General features: G+C 42.2%; 20 protein-coding genes. 19 read left to right on the top strand and 1 reads right to left on the bottom strand.

Annotation, left to right across the window (positions count from 1 at the left end; genetic code table 11):
* Positions 1 to 66 precede the first annotated feature (66 nt).
* From gpr to mtaB, 12 genes are all read left to right on the top strand, one after another.
* Positions 67 to 1182 carry a GPR endopeptidase gene (gene gpr / locus NSQ36_RS11680; protein WP_113387158.1) on the top strand — a complete coding sequence of 372 codons (1116 nt, stop codon included), beginning with the start codon at positions 67 to 69 and terminating at the stop codon, positions 1180 to 1182.
* A gap of 66 nt (positions 1183 to 1248) precedes the next feature.
* The gene (locus NSQ36_RS11675; protein ID WP_003217396.1) at positions 1249 to 2457 is read left to right on the top strand and encodes a stage II sporulation protein P; all 1209 of its coding nucleotides are present in this window, start codon (positions 1249 to 1251) and stop codon (positions 2455 to 2457) included.
* A gap of 14 nt (positions 2458 to 2471) precedes the next feature.
* Positions 2472 to 2804 (top strand): YqxA family protein, encoded by a 333-nt coding sequence (locus NSQ36_RS11670; RefSeq protein WP_050943734.1) that lies wholly within the window; start codon positions 2472 to 2474, stop codon positions 2802 to 2804.
* Positions 2805 to 2935: 131 nt separating this feature from the next.
* On the top strand, positions 2936 to 4774 hold the full coding sequence (gene lepA, locus NSQ36_RS11665) for a translation elongation factor 4 (RefSeq protein ID WP_050943735.1): 1839 nt from the start codon (positions 2936 to 2938) through the stop codon (positions 4772 to 4774).
* A 117-nt stretch (positions 4775 to 4891) separates the two neighbouring features.
* Positions 4892 to 6031: a radical SAM family heme chaperone HemW gene (gene hemW / locus NSQ36_RS11660; RefSeq protein WP_113387157.1), complete on the top strand. Its 1140-nt coding sequence runs from the start codon at positions 4892 to 4894 to the stop codon at positions 6029 to 6031.
* Between the two features lie 81 nt (positions 6032 to 6112).
* Complete coding sequence (hrcA, locus tag NSQ36_RS11655; protein WP_050943737.1) at positions 6113 to 7144, top strand: heat-inducible transcriptional repressor HrcA; 1032 nt, start codon at positions 6113 to 6115, stop codon at positions 7142 to 7144.
* 64 nt (positions 7145 to 7208) lie between these two features.
* On the top strand, positions 7209 to 7766 hold the full coding sequence (gene grpE, locus NSQ36_RS11650) for a nucleotide exchange factor GrpE (RefSeq protein ID WP_113387156.1): 558 nt from the start codon (positions 7209 to 7211) through the stop codon (positions 7764 to 7766).
* Positions 7767 to 7790: 24 nt separating this feature from the next.
* Positions 7791 to 9629 carry a molecular chaperone DnaK gene (dnaK, locus tag NSQ36_RS11645; protein WP_003217444.1) on the top strand — a complete coding sequence of 613 codons (1839 nt, stop codon included), beginning with the start codon at positions 7791 to 7793 and terminating at the stop codon, positions 9627 to 9629.
* Between the two features lie 165 nt (positions 9630 to 9794).
* Entirely contained in the window at positions 9795 to 10928 is a 1134-nt protein-coding gene (dnaJ, locus tag NSQ36_RS11640; protein ID WP_003217525.1) for a molecular chaperone DnaJ, read from the top strand.
* Between the two features lie 22 nt (positions 10929 to 10950).
* Entirely contained in the window at positions 10951 to 11886 is a 936-nt protein-coding gene (prmA, locus tag NSQ36_RS11635; protein WP_003217481.1) for a 50S ribosomal protein L11 methyltransferase, read from the top strand.
* 23 nt (positions 11887 to 11909) lie between these two features.
* Complete coding sequence (locus tag NSQ36_RS11630; protein ID WP_050943740.1) at positions 11910 to 12680, top strand: 16S rRNA (uracil(1498)-N(3))-methyltransferase; 771 nt, start codon at positions 11910 to 11912, stop codon at positions 12678 to 12680.
* Positions 12680 to 14038 carry a tRNA (N(6)-L-threonylcarbamoyladenosine(37)-C(2))-methylthiotransferase MtaB gene (gene mtaB, locus NSQ36_RS11625; RefSeq protein WP_050943741.1) on the top strand — a complete coding sequence of 453 codons (1359 nt, stop codon included), beginning with the start codon at positions 12680 to 12682 and terminating at the stop codon, positions 14036 to 14038. Before NSQ36_RS11630 ends, mtaB begins: the two co-directional genes overlap by 1 nt.
* Positions 14039 to 14082: 44 nt before the next feature.
* Here mtaB and NSQ36_RS11620 read toward each other — a convergent pair whose 3' ends face one another.
* Positions 14083 to 15012 carry a Na/Pi symporter gene (locus NSQ36_RS11620; protein ID WP_003217427.1) on the bottom strand — a complete coding sequence of 310 codons (930 nt, stop codon included), beginning with the start codon at positions 15010 to 15012 and terminating at the stop codon, positions 14083 to 14085.
* Positions 15013 to 15194: 182 nt separating this feature from the next.
* Between NSQ36_RS11620 and rpsU the strand changes: the two genes are divergently transcribed.
* The 7 genes from rpsU (at position 15195) to yqfD (ending at position 20533) form a co-directional block, all read left to right on the top strand.
* Positions 15195 to 15368: a 30S ribosomal protein S21 gene (gene rpsU, locus NSQ36_RS11615; RefSeq protein WP_003152957.1), complete on the top strand. Its 174-nt coding sequence runs from the start codon at positions 15195 to 15197 to the stop codon at positions 15366 to 15368.
* Between the two features lie 14 nt (positions 15369 to 15382).
* Positions 15383 to 15832: a GatB/YqeY domain-containing protein gene (locus tag NSQ36_RS11610; protein WP_003217508.1), complete on the top strand. Its 450-nt coding sequence runs from the start codon at positions 15383 to 15385 to the stop codon at positions 15830 to 15832.
* A gap of 141 nt (positions 15833 to 15973) precedes the next feature.
* A complete protein-coding gene (locus tag NSQ36_RS11605; RefSeq protein ID WP_050943742.1) occupies positions 15974 to 17287 on the top strand; it encodes a nodulation protein NfeD in 1314 nt (437 codons plus the stop codon).
* A 26-nt stretch (positions 17288 to 17313) separates the two neighbouring features.
* Positions 17314 to 18306: a flotillin-like protein FloA gene (gene floA, locus NSQ36_RS11600; protein ID WP_003217317.1), complete on the top strand. Its 993-nt coding sequence runs from the start codon at positions 17314 to 17316 to the stop codon at positions 18304 to 18306.
* 31 nt (positions 18307 to 18337) lie between these two features.
* Positions 18338 to 18835 carry a hypothetical protein gene (locus NSQ36_RS11595; protein ID WP_003217339.1) on the top strand — a complete coding sequence of 166 codons (498 nt, stop codon included), beginning with the start codon at positions 18338 to 18340 and terminating at the stop codon, positions 18833 to 18835.
* A 207-nt stretch (positions 18836 to 19042) separates the two neighbouring features.
* Positions 19043 to 19324 (top strand): sporulation protein YqfC, encoded by a 282-nt coding sequence (gene yqfC / locus NSQ36_RS11590; RefSeq protein ID WP_012010618.1) that lies wholly within the window; start codon positions 19043 to 19045, stop codon positions 19322 to 19324.
* An 18-nt stretch (positions 19325 to 19342) separates the two neighbouring features.
* On the top strand, positions 19343 to 20533 hold the full coding sequence (gene yqfD, locus NSQ36_RS11585; protein WP_106029133.1) for a sporulation protein YqfD: 1191 nt from the start codon (positions 19343 to 19345) through the stop codon (positions 20531 to 20533).

Raw genomic sequence — 20533 nt, 5'->3', positions numbered from 1 at the left:
CGCTCGAATGTTTCTTTCAAGAGATGGAAAGACTACTGTTAATTACTTGGTGGAAGGAGTCTTTTTATGGAGAAACAGAAACTTGATTTAAGTGCTTATCAAATTCGGACAGACTTGGCTGTTGAAACAAGAGAGATACTAGAACAAGAGAACGATCCGAATGTCGTCAAAAAGGATGGAATTCAAGGGATTGTCGAAAAGGAAAAAGAGGAGCATGGCATCCGTATACGCACGGTGGAGATTACGAAAGAAGGGGAGGCGCTGACCAGCAAAAAGGCAGGAACATACTTGACACTTGAGGCGCAGGGCATTCGGGAGAAAGATTCTGAGATGCAGGAAAAAGTTGTCGAAGTCTTTGCCCATCATTTTGCTCAGTTTTTAAAAGATCGAGGCATTCAGACTGATGCGAGCTGTCTTGTAGTAGGACTAGGAAACTGGAATGTCACGCCAGATGCGCTAGGTCCGCTCACGGTTGAAAGTCTGCTTGTGACTCGGCATCTCTTTGAATTACAGCCGGAAAATGTACAGAAAGGCTACCGCCCAGTGTCCTCTTTATCACCGGGAGTGATGGGACTGACTGGTATTGAAACAAGCGACATTATACAAGGTGTCATCGAGAGGTCCAAACCCGATTTTGTCATTGCAATCGATGCCCTTGCTGCTCGTGCAGTGGAACGGGTGAATACGACGATTCAAATCTCTGATACAGGTATCCATCCCGGTTCAGGTGTAGGGAATAAGCGAAAAGAATTAAGCAAAGAAACGTTGGGAATTCCAGTGATTGCGATTGGCGTTCCGACAGTGGTAGATGCAGTCACCATTGCAAGTGACACAATTGATTATGTCTTAAAGCATTTTGGTAGAGAACTGAAAGATGACAGGCCGTCCCGCTCTCTTGTGCCGGCTGGTTTGACGTTTGGGAAGAAAAAAGTACTAAACGAAGAAGACTTACCAGATGAAGAAACGCGTCAATCATTTCTAGGTATCGTAGGAACTCTTCCAGAAGAAGAGAAACGGCAGCTGATCCATGAAGTGCTTGCGCCGCTAGGGCAAAATCTCATGGTCACGCCTAAGGAAGTGGATACATTCATTGATGATATGGCAAACGTGCTCGCCAATGGATTAAACACAGCACTTCATCAAAAAATCTCTCAAGATAACATGGGTTCTTATAATCATTAATCGGTTCTACTTTCTCTAGCTCGCTCATAGTGTAATTACTAGAAAGCGTGCTGGAGGGAGTAAATCATGAAAAAAAGACCCCGCCGTCCTCGACAGTTGGTCGTTGCGATTAATGGAACAAAAGTAGTCAAAAGCATTTTCTTATTTATAGCCTCGCTTGTTGTAGTGTTTGTGATGTCAGGGGCGTTGACATCTTTAAAACCTGAGCTGAGGCCACAAGCCTCGCTATATGGTGTAGCAGATGAGCTTTCCGGGGCGTTTTTCGCCACATTAATGGGCATGGAAAACCAATATTTCGCCTCAGCCGTCCCGAAAGATCAAAAAGGGTTTCATTTCTCTGGACTGTCACTCAAGCTTGCGACCAGTATCAATTTAGAAGACCCGCGTAGTTTTCTAGGTAGAGAACTTCCAGGCTTTGAACATTTTGATACAAAAATCATCTTAGCAGGTGAAGGAACAGACTATACCAACATGCCAATGGAATCGCCGCCGCCAAGTGAAGTCATTCAAGATGAAAAAGAAGCAAATTTAGCAGAGCTGGACAAGCTCGACAAAGATGTGCCGAAAAAGCCTGCGAAAGAGCCGGACCGGTCGACAGGAAAACGAAAAGCTGTGTACATTTACCATACACATAATACGGAATCATATTTACCATTTTTAAAAGGAGAAACGAATCCAAACAATGCACGGCACTCAAAAGTGAATGTCACCCTTGTCGGTGACATGTTCGGAAAGGCGCTTGATCAGCAAGGAATCGGGAATACGGTCGACAAAACAGAAGTTGAAAAACGGCTTCTGCAAAAAGGACTAAAGTATCCCCAGTCTTATAATGAATCAAGACTGGTCGTAAAAGAAGCCTTAGCGAAAAATGATGATCTCGAATATTTAATCGATATCCACCGTGACTCAAGAAGAAAGAAAGACACTACTGCCGAGATCAAAGGGAAAAAATATGCGAGAATTGCGTTTGTTGTGGGAAAGAAGAATCAAAGCTATGAGAAAAACCTCAAGCTTGCGACGGAGTTCCACCATTTGATGGAGAAAAAATATAAAGGACTCAGTGTCGGTGTGTTTGCCAAAGGCGAAATTGGTGATAATGGAATTTATAATCAAGATTTATCCGACAAAGCCCTTCTTTTAGAATTTGGCGGAGTGGATAATAATATGGAAGAATTGAAAAATGCATCCAATGCAGCAGCTGATGTCTTCAGCGACATTTTCTGGGATGCGGAAAAAGTAAACGGCAAAGCAAAGGATGAGAAAAAACGCTCTTAAGGTGGTGACGGTGCATGGGATCATTTATGGGAAAAACCATTATTTTAGGACTGGTCTTGCTATTTGGCGTCTTTTTAGGAATGCAGCAGGCAAATAATGGCATGCTGCAAATGAAGGGTTACCATGACCCGCAATTAAAAGGCGCTTTCTCCATCCAAATGAACGACGAAGAAGAACGAGAAGCCTCTATCTTAGGAACGGCTGTTACAGAAAAGGATCTTGCCGAAAAACAAAAGCAGCTTGAGGAAATAGAGAGCTTTAATGCTTTCTCCAAGGCAGGAAAGGTGTTGTCTGATGGCATGACACATGCAGCTCGTTCTCTTTATGATTGGGTAAATGGGAAATAAATAAATCTACACCTTATGACTAAAGCCGCTAATCAATGAGCGGCTTTTCTTGATTTCGATTGAATCTTTACAGCCCTATTGATATAATCTAACCTAGCGCAACCCGCGTTTTATAGTAGGAGTGATAGATTGTGACAGATAAAGAAAAACGATTAGAACGGCAATCAAGAATTCGAAATTTCTCCATTATCGCCCATATTGACCACGGGAAATCCACATTGGCCGACCGTATTTTAGAAAAAACAGCGGCGATTACGCAGCGAGAAATGAAAGAACAATTACTTGATTCCATGGACTTAGAGCGTGAACGCGGCATAACGATTAAATTAAACTCTGTCCAGCTGAAATATAAGGCGAAGGATGGAGAAGAATATATTATGCACCTGATTGATACACCAGGGCATGTCGACTTCACCTATGAGGTATCTCGAAGCCTTGCTGCCTGTGAAGGTGCGATTCTCGTAGTAGATGCAGCACAAGGAATTGAAGCACAGACACTTGCGAATGTTTATTTAGCTCTTGATAACAACTTAGAAATTCTTCCGATTATCAATAAAATCGATCTGCCAAGTGCAGAGCCTGAGCGTGTAAGAGGAGAAATTGAAGATGTCATCGGGTTGGATGCGTCTGAAGCTGTTCTCACCTCTGCTAAGGCTGGTATTGGGATCGAAGATATTTTAGAACAAATCGTCGAAAAGGTGCCAGCACCTGCTGGAGACCCAGAAGCACCGCTTCAAGCTCTTATATTTGATTCTCTCTACGATGCGTATCGCGGCGTTATTGCGTACATACGAATTGTGGAAGGAACTGTCAAACCAGGTCAGAAAATCAAAATGATGGCGACGGGCAAAGAATTTGAAGTCCTTGAAGTCGGCGTATTCACACCAAAAGCCATGCCGACAGATGAACTCACTGTTGGAGATGTTGGCTACTTAACAGCAGCAATTAAAAATGTCGGCGATACACGTGTGGGGGATACGATCACAAGTGCGGTGAACCCAGCGAAAGAAGCGCTGCCAGGATACAGAAAGCTGAACCCAATGGTTTACTGCGGTCTTTATCCGATTGATACAGCGAAATATAACGATTTACGTGAAGCACTAGAAAAGCTTGAATTAAATGATTCTTCACTTCAATATGAGGCAGAGACGTCCCAAGCACTTGGCTTCGGTTTCCGCTGCGGCTTTCTTGGAATGCTTCATATGGAAATCATCCAAGAACGGATTGAGCGTGAATTTAAAATCGATCTCATTACGACAGCACCAAGTGTTATTTACGATGTGTATATGACAGACGGAGAAAAAATCATCGTCGATAACCCGTCAAATCTGCCTGATCCGCAAAAGATCGAGAAAATTGAAGAACCATACGTGAAAGCAACAATGATGGTGCCGAATGACTATGTAGGCTCTGTCATGGAGCTTTGCCAAGGCAAGCGCGGGCATTTCATTGATATGCAATACCTTGATGCAAACCGAGTGAGCATTGTGTACGAAATTCCTTTGGCGGAGATCGTGTATGAATTCTTTGATATGCTCAAGTCCAACACAAAAGGCTATGCGTCCTTTGACTATGAGCTGATTGGCTATCGCCCATCTACTCTAGTGAAAATGGACATCATGCTGAATGGTGAAAAAATCGATGCCCTTTCCTTTATTGTTCACCGCGATTACGCCTATGAACGAGGCAAGATCATCGTAGAAAAGCTGAAAGAACTCATTCCGCGCCAGCATTTTGAAGTACCAGTTCAAGCGGCGATTGGACAAAAAATTGTGGCTCGTTCTACCATTAAAGCGATGCGTAAAAACGTACTTGCTAAATGTTATGGTGGAGACATTTCCCGGAAAAGAAAGCTTCTTGAGAAGCAAAAAGAAGGGAAAAAGCGCATGAAACAAGTGGGCTCTGTTGAAGTCCCGCAAGAAGCATTTATGGCTGTGCTGAAGATGGACGACAGCACACCGAAAAAATAACATCCTCCTCAAGGCAACCTGCTTTACAATGTCAGCCTTGGCGTTTATAGTCGAAAACAAACAAAGGTGCCGCAGCGATAAACTGCGGCTCTTTACCTGTAAAGAAGGTGTCATCAAATGAAAGCAGCATACATTCACATTCCATTTTGTGAGCACATTTGCCACTATTGTGATTTCAATAAATTTTTCATTAAAACGCAGCCAGTCGATGAATACTTAGCGGCTCTTGAAAAAGAGATGCAGCACACGATCGAGCAAAAGGGCGAGCAAGAACTCAAGACGATCTTTATTGGCGGGGGGACTCCGACATCATTGACCGTCAGCCAGCTAGACCAGCTTATGAACAGCATTCACCGTGTGTTAAAGCCGGCAAAAAAACTGGTTGAATTTGCAGTGGAAGCAAACCCAGATGAATTATCACTCGAGAAGCTACATGTGTTAAAAGAAGCCGGTGTCAATCGACTAAGCTTTGGCGTCCAAACCTTTGAAGATGATTTGCTCAAAAAAATTGGACGAGTTCATCAAAAGAAAGATGTTCTCACGTCCTTTGAGAGAGCTAGAGCGGTTGGATTTGACAATATTAGCCTTGACCTCATGTTTGGCTTGCCGCATCAAGAAAAGCATCATGTTATGAATTCACTTGAGACAGCTTTCTCATTAGGAGCAGAGCATTATTCTGTCTACTCACTGATTGTGGAACCGAAAACGGTGTTTTACAACTTAATGCAAAAAGGAAAACTGCATTTACCGCCGCAAGAACGTGAGGCTGAAATGTATGAACTTGTGATGGATGAAATGGAGCGCCATGGATTACATCAATACGAAATCAGCAATTACGCCAAACCGGGCTTTGAAAGCCAGCATAACCTGACCTATTGGAGCAATGAAGACTACTTCGGTTTCGGTGCAGGGGCACACGGGTATGTAGATGGCATCCGAAATGTGAACGCAGGACCAGTGAAGCATTACTTGGAACTGATTGAGCAAACTGGGTTCCCGTATAAAGAAACTCATCAAGTCACAAAAGCAGAGCAGATAGAAGAAGAAATGTTTTTAGGCCTTCGAAAAATCGAAGGGGTGAAAAGTGCCGACTTCCAAGCCAAATATGGTGCTTCACCAGAAGCTCTTTTTCCCTCAGTTCTTGAAGAATTAGAAGAAAAAGGTCTCATTGTAAAAGATGACATTGGAATTCGTTTAACAAGAAAAGGGAAATTGTTAGGAAATGAAGTATTTCAAGCGTTTCTCGGTGAGTTATAATTGACATTTTAATTTGAGTTTGGTAATTTTGTTTATACAATTAGCACTCGTTGAAAGAGAGTGCTAACAGGGGTGATGATGATGTTAACAAATCGTCAGCTTTTGATTCTGCAAGTCATCATTAATGACTTTATTCGTTCGGCGCAGCCAGTTGGATCAAGGACTCTTTCTAAAAAAGAGGACATCACATTCAGCTCTGCGACGATTAGAAACGAAATGGCTGATTTGGAGGAACTTGGTTTTATCGAAAAGACCCATTCTTCATCAGGAAGAATTCCTTCAGAAAAAGGATATCGTTATTATGTAGATCATTTGCTCTCTCCGCGAAAACTGTCGTCTAAAGATCTTGTGCTTATCCAGTCGGCTTTTCAGGAGAAAATTTTTGAGCTGGAAAAAACAGTTCAAAAATCGGCGGAAATTTTATCAGATCTCACAAACTATACATCGATCGTGCTTGGTCCAAAGCTGAGTGAAAATCGATTAAAGCAAATTCAGCTTGTCCCCGTTCAGCCAAATAAAGCCGTAGCAATCATGATTACAGACAGCGGACATGTTGAAAACAAAACCATTACCTTCTCTGAGCATCTCGATGTCTCCGATATTGAGAAGCTGATGAATATTTTGAATAGCCGCTTAGCTGGCGTTCCAATGGACCAGTTGAAGGACAGGATGTATAAAGAAGTAGTCATGCTTCTGCGCACACATTTAAAAGATTATGATCACATTTTAGATGCGCTTGGCAACACATTTACATCGACACAAAATGAATCAAAACTTTTCTTTGGCGGGAAGATTAATATGTTGAATCAGCCTGAATTTCATGACATCGACCGCATTCGCTCACTCATGATGCTGATTGAGCAAAAGAATGATGTCATGCAGCTGTTTCATCCAAATCAGCAAGGTATCACCATTAAAATCGGTTCAGAAAACAATTTGGAAGCAATGGAGAACTGCAGTTTGATCACAGCGACTTATTCGATTGATCAAAAATCACTCGGCTCCATTGCCGTCATCGGACCAACCCGCATGGATTACGGGCGAGTCGTTAGTCTTTTGCATCATGTATCAAAAGACTTGTCAAACGCACTTTCCAATTTGTATGATGAGTAGGGTGATAAAAAGATAGGGGCACTGCCCCTTCGTATTCTTGAATCTTTTGAGGGAGGTGAACACAATGTCAGAAGAAAAACAGACACCTGAGCAAGAAGCAGAGGTTGAAGCACAAGAAGAAGCAGTTCAAGTAGATACTGAGGAAGCAAAGCATGATGAACAGTCTGCCTTCCAAGAGAAAATCGATGAATTGCAGCAGCTTCTAGATGAAAAAGAAAACAAGATTCTGCGTGTTCAAGCAGATTTTGAAAACTATAAACGCCGTGCTCGAACTGAAGTGGAGACCGTGCAAAAATATCGTTCTCAACATGTTGTCAGCGATCTTCTCCCAGCTCTTGACAACTTTGAAAGAGCGCTTGGAATTGATCCAGACAATGAGCAGGCGAAAAGTTTGTTAGAAGGAATGCAAATGGTTTACCGCCAGCTGGTAGAAGCGTTGAAAAATGAAGGCGTTGAACCAATTGAAGCTGTCGGCAAAGAGTTCGATCCAAACCTTCATCAAGCCGTCATGCAAGTTGAAGATGAAAACTTCGATTCAAATATCGTAGTAGAAGAATTGCAAAAGGGCTATAAACTCAAAGACCGAGTTATTCGTCCATCAATGGTAAAAGTAAATCAATAACTACATAATGGGAGGTCATCGATTATGAGTAAAATCATTGGGATTGACTTAGGAACAACAAACTCATGTGTTGCAGTACTTGAAGGCGGAGAGCCAAAAGTCATTGCAAACGCTGAAGGAGCACGTACAACACCATCTGTTGTCGCTTTTAAAAATGGAGAGCGCCAAGTTGGTGAAGTAGCGAAACGCCAATCAATTACAAACCCGAACACAATCATGTCTGTTAAAAGACATATGGGTACAGACTATAAAGTAGAAGTTGAAGGCAAGAACTATACACCGCAGGAAATCTCTGCAATCATTCTTCAACACCTTAAATCTTACGCTGAAGGCTACCTTGGCGAAGAAGTAACAAAAGCTGTTATCACAGTTCCTGCTTACTTCAACGATGCAGAACGTCAAGCTACAAAAGATGCTGGTAAAATTGCTGGTCTTGAAGTAGAACGTATCATCAACGAGCCAACAGCAGCTGCGCTTGCTTATGGTTTAGATAAAACAGATGAAGATCAAACGATCCTTGTATACGACCTTGGTGGTGGTACATTTGACGTATCAGTCCTTGAGCTTGGAGACGGCGTCTTTGAAGTACGCTCAACTGCTGGGGACAACCGTCTAGGTGGAGACGATTTTGACCAAGTGATCATTGATCACTTAGTAGCTGAATTCAAAAAAGAAAATGGCATTGACCTTTCAAAAGATAAAATGGCGCTTCAGCGTTTAAAAGATGCTGCTGAAAAAGCGAAAAAAGATCTATCTGGTGTATCTTCTACACAAATCTCACTGCCGTTTATCACAGCTGGAGATGCAGGTCCTCTTCACCTTGAATTAACGCTAACACGTGCTAAATTCGAAGAGCTTTCTGCAGATCTTGTAGAGCGTACAATGACACCTGTACGTCAATCATTGAAAGATGCTGGTTTATCTGCTAGCGAGATTGATAAAGTCATCCTTGTTGGTGGATCAACTCGTATTCCTGCAGTACAAGAAGCAATCAAAAAAGAAACAGGCAAAGAGCCTCATAAAGGTGTAAACCCTGATGAAGTGGTTGCTCTTGGTGCGGCGATTCAAGGTGGAGTCATCACAGGAGATGTCAAAGACGTTGTTCTTCTTGATGTAACACCACTTTCTTTAGGAATTGAAACAATGGGCGGCGTATTCACAAAGCTGATTGAACGTAATACAACAATTCCAACAAGTAAATCTCAAGTATTCTCAACGGCTGCTGACAACCAAACAGCGGTAGACATCCATGTTCTGCAAGGTGAGCGCCCAATGGCAGCAGACAACAAAACATTAGGTCGTTTCCAATTGACTGACATTCCGCCAGCACCACGCGGCGTACCACAAATCGAAGTATCTTTTGATATCGATAAAAACGGTATTGTCAACGTACGAGCGAAAGATATGGGTACAGGCAAAGAGCAAAACATCACCATCAAATCTTCTTCAGGTCTTTCTGATGATGAGATCGAAAAAATGGTCAAAGAAGCAGAAGAAAATGCTGAAGCAGATGCGAAGAAAAAAGAAGAAATCGAAGTGCGCAATGAAGCAGATCAATTAGTGTTTACAACAGAAAAAACATTAAAAGATCTAGAAGGCAAAATCGATGAAGAGCAAGTGAAAAAAGCAAACGACGCGAAAGATGCACTAAAAGCTGCGATCGAAAAAGGCGAGCTTGAAGACATCAAAGCGAAAAAAGATGAGCTGCAAACAATCGTTCAAGAACTAACGACAAAGCTCTATGAAGAAGCTGCAAAACAAGCACAAGCTCAGCAAGAAGGCGCTGAAGGTGCTCAAAAAGCAGATGACAATGTAGTGGATGCAGAATACGAAGAAGTAAACGACGATCAAGAGAAAAAATAATCACCTTTACTTTTGAAAAAGACTGCTGAAACGTACTCGTCAGAAAGTCAAAGTCAGGATCTCTTGGCTTTGACTTTTTTTCTTTCCAACGATGAAAGCAATTGAAAAAGGTCAAATCAAAATGATACAATCGTACTTATGTGAGAAAATCGGGAGTGTGAAGAGATGAGTAAGCGTGATTACTATGAAGTGCTTGGCGTGAGTAAGAGCGCCTCAAAAGACGAGATCAAAAAGGCATACCGCAAGCTTTCAAAAAAGTATCACCCTGATATTAATAAAGAAGCTGGCTCAGATGAGAAATTCAAAGAAGTAAAAGAAGCCTATGAAACCCTTTCTGACGATCAAAAACGTTCGCAGTATGATCAGTTCGGTCATACCGATCCAAACCAAGGCTTTGGCGGCGGCGGTTTTGGCGGAGGAGGAGACTTTGGTGGCTTCGGCGGCTTTGATGACATCTTCTCTAGTATTTTTGGCGGTGGAGCCAGAAGAAGAGATCCAAATGCACCGCGTCAAGGAGCAGACTTGCAATATACAATGACGCTTTCATTTGAAGAAGCAGCATTTGGGAAAGAAGCAACGATTGAAATCCCTCGCGAGGAATCATGTGAAACATGTCATGGATCAGGGGCAAAGCCTGGGACAGAAGCGAAGACTTGTTCACATTGCGGCGGCTCTGGTCAATTAAATGTTGAGCAGTCAACTCCGTTTGGTAAAGTGGTCAACCGCAGAGTATGTAACTACTGTAGCGGAACAGGAAAACAAATCGATCACAAATGTTCTACATGCGGCGGCTCTGGTAAAGTGCGTAAGCGTAAGAAAATCAATGTGACGATCCCAGCTGGTGTTGACGATGGTCAGCAGCTCAGAGTGTCTGGTCAAGGGGAGCCAGGTGTAAATGGAGGACCTCCAGGCGATCTATTTGTTGTGTTCCATGTGCGTTCGCATGAATTCTTCGAGCGTGACGGGGATGACATTTACTGCGAAATGCCGTTAACCTTCGCACAGGCTGCATTAGGTGACGAAATTGAAGTGCCGACATTACACGGTAAAGTGAAATTAAAAGTTCCTGCTGGCACGCAAACTGGCACAAAGTTTAGACTCAAAGGAAAAGGTGTGAAAAATGTACGCGGCTATGGCCAAGGCGATCAGCATATCGTTGTACGAGTCGTCACACCAACAAATTTAACGGACAATCAAAAAGATATCATTAGAAAATTTGCTGAAGTGAGCGGAAATAAACCGGACGAACAAGAGATGAGCTTCTTCGATAAGGTAAAACGCGCATTTAAAGGCGAGTAAGACGGATAAGGAGTTGGTAGTATTGAAGTGGTCAGAAATTAGCGTCCATACAACAAATGAAGCGGTGGAACCAATCACCAATATTTTGCATGAAGCAGGTGCGAGTGGTGTCGTGATTGAGGACCCGCTTGATTTAGTCAAGGAACGTGAAAATGTATACGGTGAGATCTACCAGCTCGATCCGAATGACTATCCTGAAGAAGGGGTCATCGTCAAAGCCTATCTTCCAATGAACAGCTTTTTAATGGAAACGGTAGATGAGATCAAAGAAGCCATCAACAATCTTCTTCTATACGATATTGACCTTGGACGAAATACGCTGTCCATTTGTGAAGTAAATGAAGAAGAATGGGCCACCGCATGGAAAAAATACTATCATCCTGTGAAAATCTCTGAAAAATTCACCATCGTTCCAACATGGGAAGAATATACTCCGGTTCATTCTGATGAACTGATTATTGAAATGGACCCAGGAATGGCATTTGGAACAGGGACACATCCAACAACCGTTCTTTGTATTCAGGCGCTTGAGCGCTATGTGAAGGAAAACGATACGGTGATTGATGTTGGAACAGGCTCTGGGATTTTAAGTGTGGCAGCAGCGATGGTTGGTGCAAAGGACATTCAAGCCTTTGATCTCGACACCGTTGCGGTTGAAAGTGCAAAGCAAAACATCGAGCTAAATGGTGTAAGCGAACAAGTGACGGTCAAGCAAAACAACTTACTTGATGGGATTTCAGGTGAACGTGATGTGATCGTCGCCAACATTCTCGCAGAAGTGATTTTGCGCTTTACAGATCAAGCCTATGACTTATTGAAGAAAGATGGCTATTTCATTACATCAGGCATCATTGGACAAAAGAAATTACAAGTCAAAACAGCATTAGAAGAAGCAGGTTTTGACATTGTTGAAGTGCTGTCAATGGAAGATTGGGTCAGCATTATAGCGAAAAAATAAAGCGAGTAGGTGTCAGGACACGTATGCAACGATATTTTATCGACCTCACGAAAGAAGAAGTGATCGCAAAGGGATCTATCGTCATCAATGGTGAAGATGTACATCACCTTTCCAACGTCATGCGCATGAAAGCAGGGCAGGAAATCCTTTGCTTAACGACAGACGGCTTTGAAGCGCTCAGTAAAATTGATACAATAACAAAGGAAGAAGTCATTTGTCACGTTGAAGGCTGGACAAATCAGGACAGAGAGCTTCCGGTAAGAGTAACAATTGCGAGCGGTCTCCCAAAGGGAGATAAGCTTGAGCTGATTATCCAAAAAGGCACAGAGCTTGGCGCAAGCGCATTTATCCCGTTTCAAGCGGCTCGTTCTATTACAAAAATTGACCAAAAGAAGTCACATAAAAAACGAGAGCGCTGGGAGAAAATCGCGAAAGAAGCAGCTGAACAGTCCTACCGGAATATCATTCCTCGTGTTGATCCAGTATCAACATTTAAAGAGCTGACTCAATTAGCTGGTGAATTCGATAAATGTGTCGTTGCATACGAAGAATCATCGAAAGAAGGAGAGCAAAGCCGCTTTCAAACTGTGCTCCAACAGATGAAAGGCGGACAAACCTTGCTAGTGGTTTTTGGCCCTGAAGGCGGTTTAGCAGAAAAGGAGATTGAAGCGCTTGAAACGCATGGTGCAGTCATTTGCGGGCTTGGACCACGCATTTTAAGAACAGAAACAGCTCCTCTTTACGCGCTTTCTGCTATATCTTATCAAACAGAGTTATTAAGAGGTGAATCATGATGGGAACAGTAGCGTTCCATACACTTGGCTGTAAGGTCAATCACTATGAAACAGAAGCGATCTGGCAGCTGTTTAAAGAAGCAGGCTATGAAAGAAAAGAGTACGAATCAAAAGCAGACGTATATGTCATTAATACATGTACGGTCACGAATACTGGCGATAAAAAAAGCCGCCAAGTCATTAGAAGAGCCATTCGTCATAACCCGGATGGTGTCATTTGTGTAACAGGCTGTTATGCGCAAACATCTCCAGCAGAAATCATGGCGATTCCTGGTGTTGATATTGTCGTGGGAACACAAGACAGACATAAATTACTCGGTTACATTGAAGAATATCGCAGAGAAAGACAGCCGATTAATGGGGTTGGCAATATTATGAAAGCACGTGTGTTTGAAGAACTCGATGTTCCTGCTTTTACAGACAGAACACGTGCGTCATTAAAAATCCAAGAAGGCTGTAACAATTTCTGTACATTCTGCATTATTCCTTGGGCTCGCGGACTTCTTCGTTCTCGTGATCCAGAAGAGGTCATCAACCAAGCGCAGCAGCTTGTGGATGCCGGCTATAAAGAAATTGTATTAACAGGTATTCACACAGGTGGATACGGAGAAGACTTAAAGGATTATAACTTTGCAAAGCTTCTGAAAGAATTAGATGAACGTGTCAACGGCTTAAAACGAATTCGTATTTCATCTATCGAAGCAAGTCAAATTACAGATGAAGTGATAGAAGTGCTTGATCAGTCAGATAAGATTGTCAGACACCTTCACATCCCGCTTCAATCTGGCTCTAATACAGTGCTGAAAAGAATGCGCCGTAAATATACGATGGAATTCTTTGCAGAGCGTTTAACAAAGCTGAAAAAAGCATTGCCAGGTCTTGCTGTCACCTCTGATGTGATTGTAGGATTCCCTGGAGAAACAGAAGAAGAGTTTTTGGAAACATACAACTTTGTCAAAGACCATCAATTCTCTGAACTGCACGTATTCCCTTACAGCAAACGTACAGGTACGCCAGCTGCAAGAATGGAAGATCAAGTGGATGAAAATGTGAAAAACGAACGTGTCCACCGCTTGATCGCTCTTTCTGATCAGCTTGCGAAAGAATACGCATCAGCTTATGAAGGAGATGTCCTAGAGATTATTCCGGAAGAATCCTTCAAAGAACAAGAAGGAAAGCACAATCTTTATGTGGGCTATACAGATAACTATATGAAGGTTGTTTTTGAAGGAACAGAGGACATGATCGGCCGTTTGGTCAAAGTGAAAATTACGAAAGCGGGTTATCCTTATAACGAAGGACAATTCGTTCGTATAAGCGATGAAGTACAAACAGACAAAGTGAGAATGACCTCATAATCAATCAAAATAAAACACCGGTGCCAAAAGGGCAAGCCGGTGTTTTATTTTGATTGATTCGGTAAAAGGCATAAAATCAATGTGTGAAATGGACGGATGAACGGGAAGAAAAGCAAAGAGCTTGCCACATTAAACAGCAGGCTGAAGTGCGCAATTTGCTGTGCGGGAGCGTTTGCAAGAAGGGCGACGAATTCTGTCATCATGGCGAGAAATGGGAGACATAAAAGCACTCCGAGCACATTAAACAAAACGTGTGCATAAGCCGTTTGACGTGCTGCATAGCCGCCAGATATGGCAGCCATTACGGCTGTAATACATGTCCCAATATTGGACCCTAACACAAAGCTGATGCCTTCCTGAAGCCCAACCGTTCCTTCATTCATAAACCCCATTAAAATGCCGATACAGACGGAGCTTGAATGAACAATCGCTGTGAAGATAGTACCCGAAAGCAGCGCCGTCCAGTCAGAATGCTGCATCATTTCGAGAAAGCGCAATGTCTCAGGCTGACTTGTCATCATACCTGCAATTTTAGAAAAGCCTTGAATACAAAAAAAGATCATCCCGAGTCCAAATATACTTTTTCCTGCATGCCTAAAAGATTTTTTGCCTAACATCATGCATATCAGACCAGCTAGGATTAAAACCCACATGAAAACATCCATTTTAATGGCGATAAATTCTGTTGTAAACGTAGAGCCAATATTGGTACCAAGAATCATTGGAATGGATTTTTTAAAAGAGAGAATACCTGTACTGACAAAGCCAATCACGATGACCATAAACGCTGAACTGCTTTGAAGAATCCCTGTAAATACGATGCTGACTAAGAATGCTTTTACCGGATGATCTGTAAAGAGAAGAAGTGATTTCTCAATACGAGACGACGCAAGCGCCATTAATCCTTTTCTCAGCAAACCCATTGACCATAAAAAAATGAAAATAAGTGCACAAAAATAAATGATCGCCATCATAGAAAAGTCCTCCTCTTACCAATGAATATATGGACTTGTCTACCTGCTCATGACGAAAATATATTTCCAAATCACTTAGTTGACCTCACACTAGGCTTATATTATAATGTCTAGGTACATGTTTTACATGTATATCTTTTTTTAATGCAGTCGATTGGTGTATTCGGAGGGAGGGAAAGAGAATGTCAAAAACGGTCGTTAGAAAAAACGAATCGCTTGAAGATGCTCTTCGTCGCTTTAAACGCAGTGTATCCAAAACTGGAACATTGCAAGAAGCAAGAAAGCGTGAATTTTATGAAAAGCCTAGCGTAAAGCGCAAGAAAAAGTCTGAAGCTGCTAGAAAACGTAAATTCTAAAGAGGGTGGATTTTATGAGTCTTCTTGAGCAATTAAATTCTGATATGAAGCTTTTTATGAAAAACCGTGAGAAAGACAAGCTTGTTGTCATTCGGATGGTTAAGGCTTCGCTCCAAAATGAAGCAATTAAGCTTAAGAAAGACAGTTTGACCGGCGATGAGGAACTAACCGTCCTTTCCCGCGAGATTAAGCAACGTAAAGACTCCCTCCATGAATTTTCGAAAGCTAATCGCTTAGATTTAGTAGATAAAGTTCAAAAAGAGATTGACATCTTAGACGTTTATTTACCTGAACAGCTTTCTGAAGAAGAACTGCAAACGATCGTGAAAGAAACGATTGCTGAAACAGGTGCTTCATCGAAGACTGATATGGGTAAAGTCATGAGCGCTATTATGCCAAAAGTAAAAGGTAAAGCTGATGGAGCTGTCATTAACAGACTTGTCAGCGAACAGCTGTCTCAATAAAAAAGTATCCTTCTATTGTTAGAAGGGTACTTTTTTTATACCTTCATCATTCTGTCATATAAAAATGAAACCTATGATACATTTGTAACGTATGTAAAGGAACAGTAAAATGGAAGATAGAGAGGAGGGATCACCAAATAGATGAAAAAAATAAAAATTTCTATTGCTCTCTTCAGTTGTTTTATAATATGCTTATTATTAGGGGTTCAATTGACCGCGAAATCAGTAGATCAGAAAGTTCATGTTATCCCTATTGAAGATACAGTAGAAAAAGGACTTTCTCAATTTATTGAACGATCATTTGAGCAGGCAAAGTCCGAACGAGCAAAACATATCATTCTAGACATCAATACACCAGGTGGTGCAGTCGATGCTGCGCTAGAGATCGCAGATGCCATTCGTGCGTCTGATATCCCTGTGACAGCGTTTGTGAATCATAGAGCGCTTTCAGCTGGGGCATTCCTTGCACTAAATGCCGATCAAATCTATATGACCCCAAATGGAAAGATGGGGGCTGCGGCGATCATTGATGGAGAAGGCAATGCTGCCGATCAAAAATCTGAATCGCTATGGCTTGCTGAAATGAGTGATGCTGCCGAAAAGCAGGGGCGTGATCCAAAGTATGCACTTGCAATGGCAGATGTAGATATAGACGCAAAAGAAGCTGGTGCACCAAAAGGAGAATTGCTCACCTTCAACACAGACCGTGCGCTTCAATTCGGTTATGCAGAAGGGGAAGCGAAAAATATGGATGACTTGCTACAAAAGCTGAATTTAGCCGATGCTTCTGTTCAATACGATGAAGTGAGCTTTGCTGAAAAGGTTGCGCGCTTTCTCACGCACCCAATCGTCATTCCAATCCTTTTATCCATCGCAAGCTTAGGGTTAATTGTTGAGCTCTATTCTCCTGGCTTTGGGATTCCAGGCACCATGGGAGTGACAGCGCTTCTTTTATTCTTTTATGGTCATCTCGTGGCTGGTTTTGCAGGATATGAGACGTTGTTCCTGTTTATAGCAGGGATATTGCTCATGATTCTGGAATTGTTTTTGCCGGGGGGAATCGTAGGTGTCATTGGACTGATCTGTGTGGTTGTCAGCTTGTTTTTAGCAGCTGGAAGCTTTACAGAAATGGCGATTTCCATCTTGATTGCCACTGCTGTTTCAATCGTAGCAGTTATTTTATTGACAAAGGTGTTGGGGAAACGTATGAAATTTTTCAAAAAGTTCATTTTAACCGATTCAACCAATAAGGAAAGCGGTTATGTCTCAAATGAAACAAGAGAAGATCTTGTTGGGCAAATCGCGGTGACAGCAACCGCACTTCGTCCGTCAGGTACAATAGTATTTGGAGATGAGCGCATTGATGTTGTGTCAGAAGGTGCATTCATCGATAAGGATGAACAAGTAAAAATTGTGAAAGCGGAAGGCTCACGCATTGTCGTGAGGAAAGTATAGATAACTGATTTTATAGGAGGAATAAAATGGATCCATCTACTTTACTATTATTTGTGATTATCGCAGCAGGTCTGATCGTTCTATCGATCTTCTTCACCTTTGTACCGGTGATGCTGTGGATTTCTGCCCTAGCGGCTGGCGTAAAGGTAAGCATTTTTACACTTGTAGGAATGAGACTTCGCCGCGTTATTCCAAACCGAGTGGTCAACCCGCTTATTAAAGCACATAAAGCAGGTCTTGATGCGACGATTAACCAGTTAGAGAGCCACTATCTTGCAGGTGGTAACGTGGACCGAGTTGTGAACGCATTAATCGCAGCTCAACGCGCGAATATCGAATTGAACTTTGCACGCTGTGCAGCGATCGACCTAGCAGGCCGTGACGTACTTGAAGCAGTTCAAATGAGTGTAAACCCTAAAGTCATTGAAACACCATTTATCTCTGGTGTGGCGATGGACGGGATTGAAGTGAAAGCAAAAGCACGTATTACAGTTCGTGCAAACATCGACCGACTTGTTGGTGGTGCAGGGGAAGAAACGATTATTGCTCGTGTAGGTGAAGGGATTGTCTCTACAATCGGTTCATCAGATAATCATAAAAAGGTTCTTGAGAACCCTGATATGATTTCACAAACAGTTCTTGGTAAAGGATTAGATTCAGGTACTGCGTTTGAAATCCTCTCGATTGATATCGCAGATGTTGATATCGGTAAGAACATCGGGGCGATTCTGCAAACAGACCAAGCAGAAGCAGACAAAAACATTGCACAGGCAAAAGCGGAAGAACGCCGTGCGATGGCTGTTGCCCAGGAGCAAGAAATGCGTGCAAGAGTTGAAGAAATGCGCGCGAAAGTTGTAGAAGCAGAGGCTGAAGTACCACTTGCAATGGCTGAAGCATTACGTGAAGGCAATATTGGTGTCATGGACTACATGAATATTAAGAATATCGATGCTGATACGGATATGAGAGATTCATTTGGTAAAATGACTAAAGGTCCATCTGATAATGAAAACAAATAAGCATCCTCTCACGCTTTAAGGAGGGAGCCCATTGGACATTCTATTTGAAAATCCGCTACTAATTGCGATTATCATCGGTATCATCTCTGCTGTCTTTGGGAAAATCGGCAAACAAGAGGAGAACGAACAAAAGAATCAGCAAAACAAGCCAGCTCCTCAGCGTAAGCAGATGCCCCAAAAGCAAACAAAACAAACAAGTCCAGATCCAGTCGTGACGGATCAGATGGACGATTTCGGCGATGTACATGATCATGGCGGGATGAAGAAAAAAACATCTCAATCCTTACAGGACCGCTATACCGCTACACTTGCCGAAATGGAAGAAAGAAAAAGCGAGCTGAATAGAGAATTCCAATCGCTTGAAAGAGAACTGACAAGGCCAAAGGCTGCTTCTGCCGAAGTGAAGCCAAAGATCATTGAGAAGCTCAATCAAGATACAATTGTTCAGGGGATGATCCTTGGAGAAGTATTTGGAGAGCCGCGCGCGAAAAAGCCGCACAGAACGATGAAACGGCCATATAACAGATAAACGAGAAAGTCCCTTTATATAAAGGGGCTTTTTTTGTTTGACCTGATGGAGATTTCTTGCAGTAAAAATGCTGAAACGGCTGTTTTGCGGGATTCATTAGCATGATCTGAACCGCTGAGGAATAGGATGATATAGAGGCTTTCTCATCAGTCTCACCATCTTTCAGTTTGATCTCATACACATGGGGCGGGAAGGGGTTCTTATTGAATGGGAAAAAGAAAAAATCGACTTAAAGCATGGCTGACAAGAACACTTGAAATCCCTCCAGACGTCATGATGGATCTTCCCCGTATTACGATGGTTGGCAGACTCCACATTTACATAGAGAACCATAAAGGGCTTTTGCTTTTCAGTGATCAAGAGGTAAGGCTGATGCTCAAACAAGGACAATGCATTATTTCAGGGAAAGATTTTGTGATTAAAACGATTTTGCCAGAAGAGATCTTATTGGAAGGGAAAATCGATGAGGTCCGTTATATTGATTCTTAACTGACGGAGGGGAGAAGTGTGAAGAATAAATGGTTCGCCTATTTTATTGGCAGAGTGGAAGTGGAAATCAAGGGAAACGGCATTGAGCGGCTCATCAATGAGTGCACGAGACAGGGGATCACAATGTTTCAAGTGAGCCGCCGTCAAGACAGCGTGCGCTTATTTATTCGCTTATCAGATGTACATGCCTTCAGAAAAGTACAAAGACATCATGAGGTAACATGTTCATTTCATCAAAAGAAAGGATTTCCGTTCCTTCTCCTATGGTCAAGGAAGAATATTGGGTTTACCCTTGGGATTGTGTTTTTTCTAGTGACAATATTGGCACTTTCAAACATGGTGTGGAAAATTGATATTAAAGGGGCCAATCCAGAAACTGAACATCAGATGAGAAAGCATTTAGACGAGATTGGTGTGCAAAAAGGCCGTTTCCAGTTTCTAATGGGAACACCTGAAAAAATTCAAAAATCACTGACCGCCAATATTCAAAGCATTACATGGGTCGGCGTTGAACTAAACGGTACAACTTTTCAAATGAAAGTTGTGGAAAAAAATGAGCCGGAAAAAGAGAAATATACGAGTCCTCAGCATATTGTGGCCAAGAAGAAGGCGGTCATCACGAGAATGTATGTGGAAAAAGGGGAGCCGCTTGCCGCAGTTGATGAACATGTGAAGAAAGGACAAATGCTTGTCTCTGGCCTCATCGGCAGCGAAGACCAGCAAAAAACGGTTGGTGCTAAAGCGAAAATTTATGGTGAAACGTGGTATCGTTCTGAAGTTTCTGTCCCTCTTCGAACATCTTTTGATGTCTTTACGGGTAAAATGAAGACAAAGCACAAGCTCTCCGCATTTGGAGGTTCAATGCCATTTTGGGGCTTTTCCTTTAAAAAGGATGATTTTAAGCAGCCAAAAACAGAAACTGAAGTTCACCCACTCCATTTCTTAAACTTCCAGCTCCCATTTTCCTATGAAAAAGAAACGACACGCGAAAGCGAAAAAATAAACCGGACATACACAAATAAAGAAGCGGTTCAAGCAGGGATTAAAATGGGTAAAAAAGAATTAGAAGAGAAGCTAGGTCAAACAGGAGAGGTGAAAAGTGAAAAAGTTTTGCACGAGACAACAGGGAATGGTAAAGTTAAGTTAATCATCCTTTACCAAGTAATAGAAGATATTGTTCAACCAACACCTATTGTTCAGGGAGACTAG

The sequence above is a fragment of the Bacillus sp. FSL W8-1143 genome (genome assembly GCF_037965155.1).
Taxonomy (GTDB): Bacteria; Bacillota; Bacilli; order Bacillales; family Bacillaceae; genus Bacillus; species Bacillus pumilus.
Note: the sequence above shows the minus strand (reverse complement) of the source record. Positions and strands in the feature narration are given on the sequence as shown.

Excerpts from the sequence above, each read along its gene's own strand:
- gpr (WP_113387158.1), top strand. The coding sequence starts at position 67 with ATGGAGAAACAGAAACTTGATTTAAGTGCTTATCAAATTCGGACAGAC.
- NSQ36_RS11675 (WP_003217396.1), top strand. The coding sequence starts at position 1,249 with ATGAAAAAAAGACCCCGCCGTCCTCGACAGTTGGTCGTTGCGATTAAT.
- NSQ36_RS11670 (WP_050943734.1), top strand. The coding sequence starts at position 2,472 with ATGGGATCATTTATGGGAAAAACCATTATTTTAGGACTGGTCTTGCTA.
- hemW (WP_113387157.1), top strand. The coding sequence starts at position 4,892 with ATGAAAGCAGCATACATTCACATTCCATTTTGTGAGCACATTTGCCAC.
- hrcA (WP_050943737.1), top strand. The coding sequence starts at position 6,113 with ATGTTAACAAATCGTCAGCTTTTGATTCTGCAAGTCATCATTAATGAC.
- grpE (WP_113387156.1), top strand. The coding sequence starts at position 7,209 with ATGTCAGAAGAAAAACAGACACCTGAGCAAGAAGCAGAGGTTGAAGCA.
- dnaK (WP_003217444.1), top strand. The coding sequence starts at position 7,791 with ATGAGTAAAATCATTGGGATTGACTTAGGAACAACAAACTCATGTGTT.
- dnaJ (WP_003217525.1), top strand. The coding sequence starts at position 9,795 with ATGAGTAAGCGTGATTACTATGAAGTGCTTGGCGTGAGTAAGAGCGCC.
- NSQ36_RS11630 (WP_050943740.1), top strand. The coding sequence starts at position 11,910 with ATGCAACGATATTTTATCGACCTCACGAAAGAAGAAGTGATCGCAAAG.
- mtaB (WP_050943741.1), top strand. The coding sequence starts at position 12,680 with ATGGGAACAGTAGCGTTCCATACACTTGGCTGTAAGGTCAATCACTAT.
- NSQ36_RS11620 (WP_003217427.1), bottom strand. The coding sequence starts at position 15,012 with ATGATGGCGATCATTTATTTTTGTGCACTTATTTTCATTTTTTTATGG.
- rpsU (WP_003152957.1), top strand. The coding sequence starts at position 15,195 with ATGTCAAAAACGGTCGTTAGAAAAAACGAATCGCTTGAAGATGCTCTT.
- NSQ36_RS11610 (WP_003217508.1), top strand. The coding sequence starts at position 15,383 with ATGAGTCTTCTTGAGCAATTAAATTCTGATATGAAGCTTTTTATGAAA.
- NSQ36_RS11605 (WP_050943742.1), top strand. The coding sequence starts at position 15,974 with ATGAAAAAAATAAAAATTTCTATTGCTCTCTTCAGTTGTTTTATAATA.
- floA (WP_003217317.1), top strand. The coding sequence starts at position 17,314 with ATGGATCCATCTACTTTACTATTATTTGTGATTATCGCAGCAGGTCTG.
- yqfC (WP_012010618.1), top strand. The coding sequence starts at position 19,043 with ATGGGAAAAAGAAAAAATCGACTTAAAGCATGGCTGACAAGAACACTT.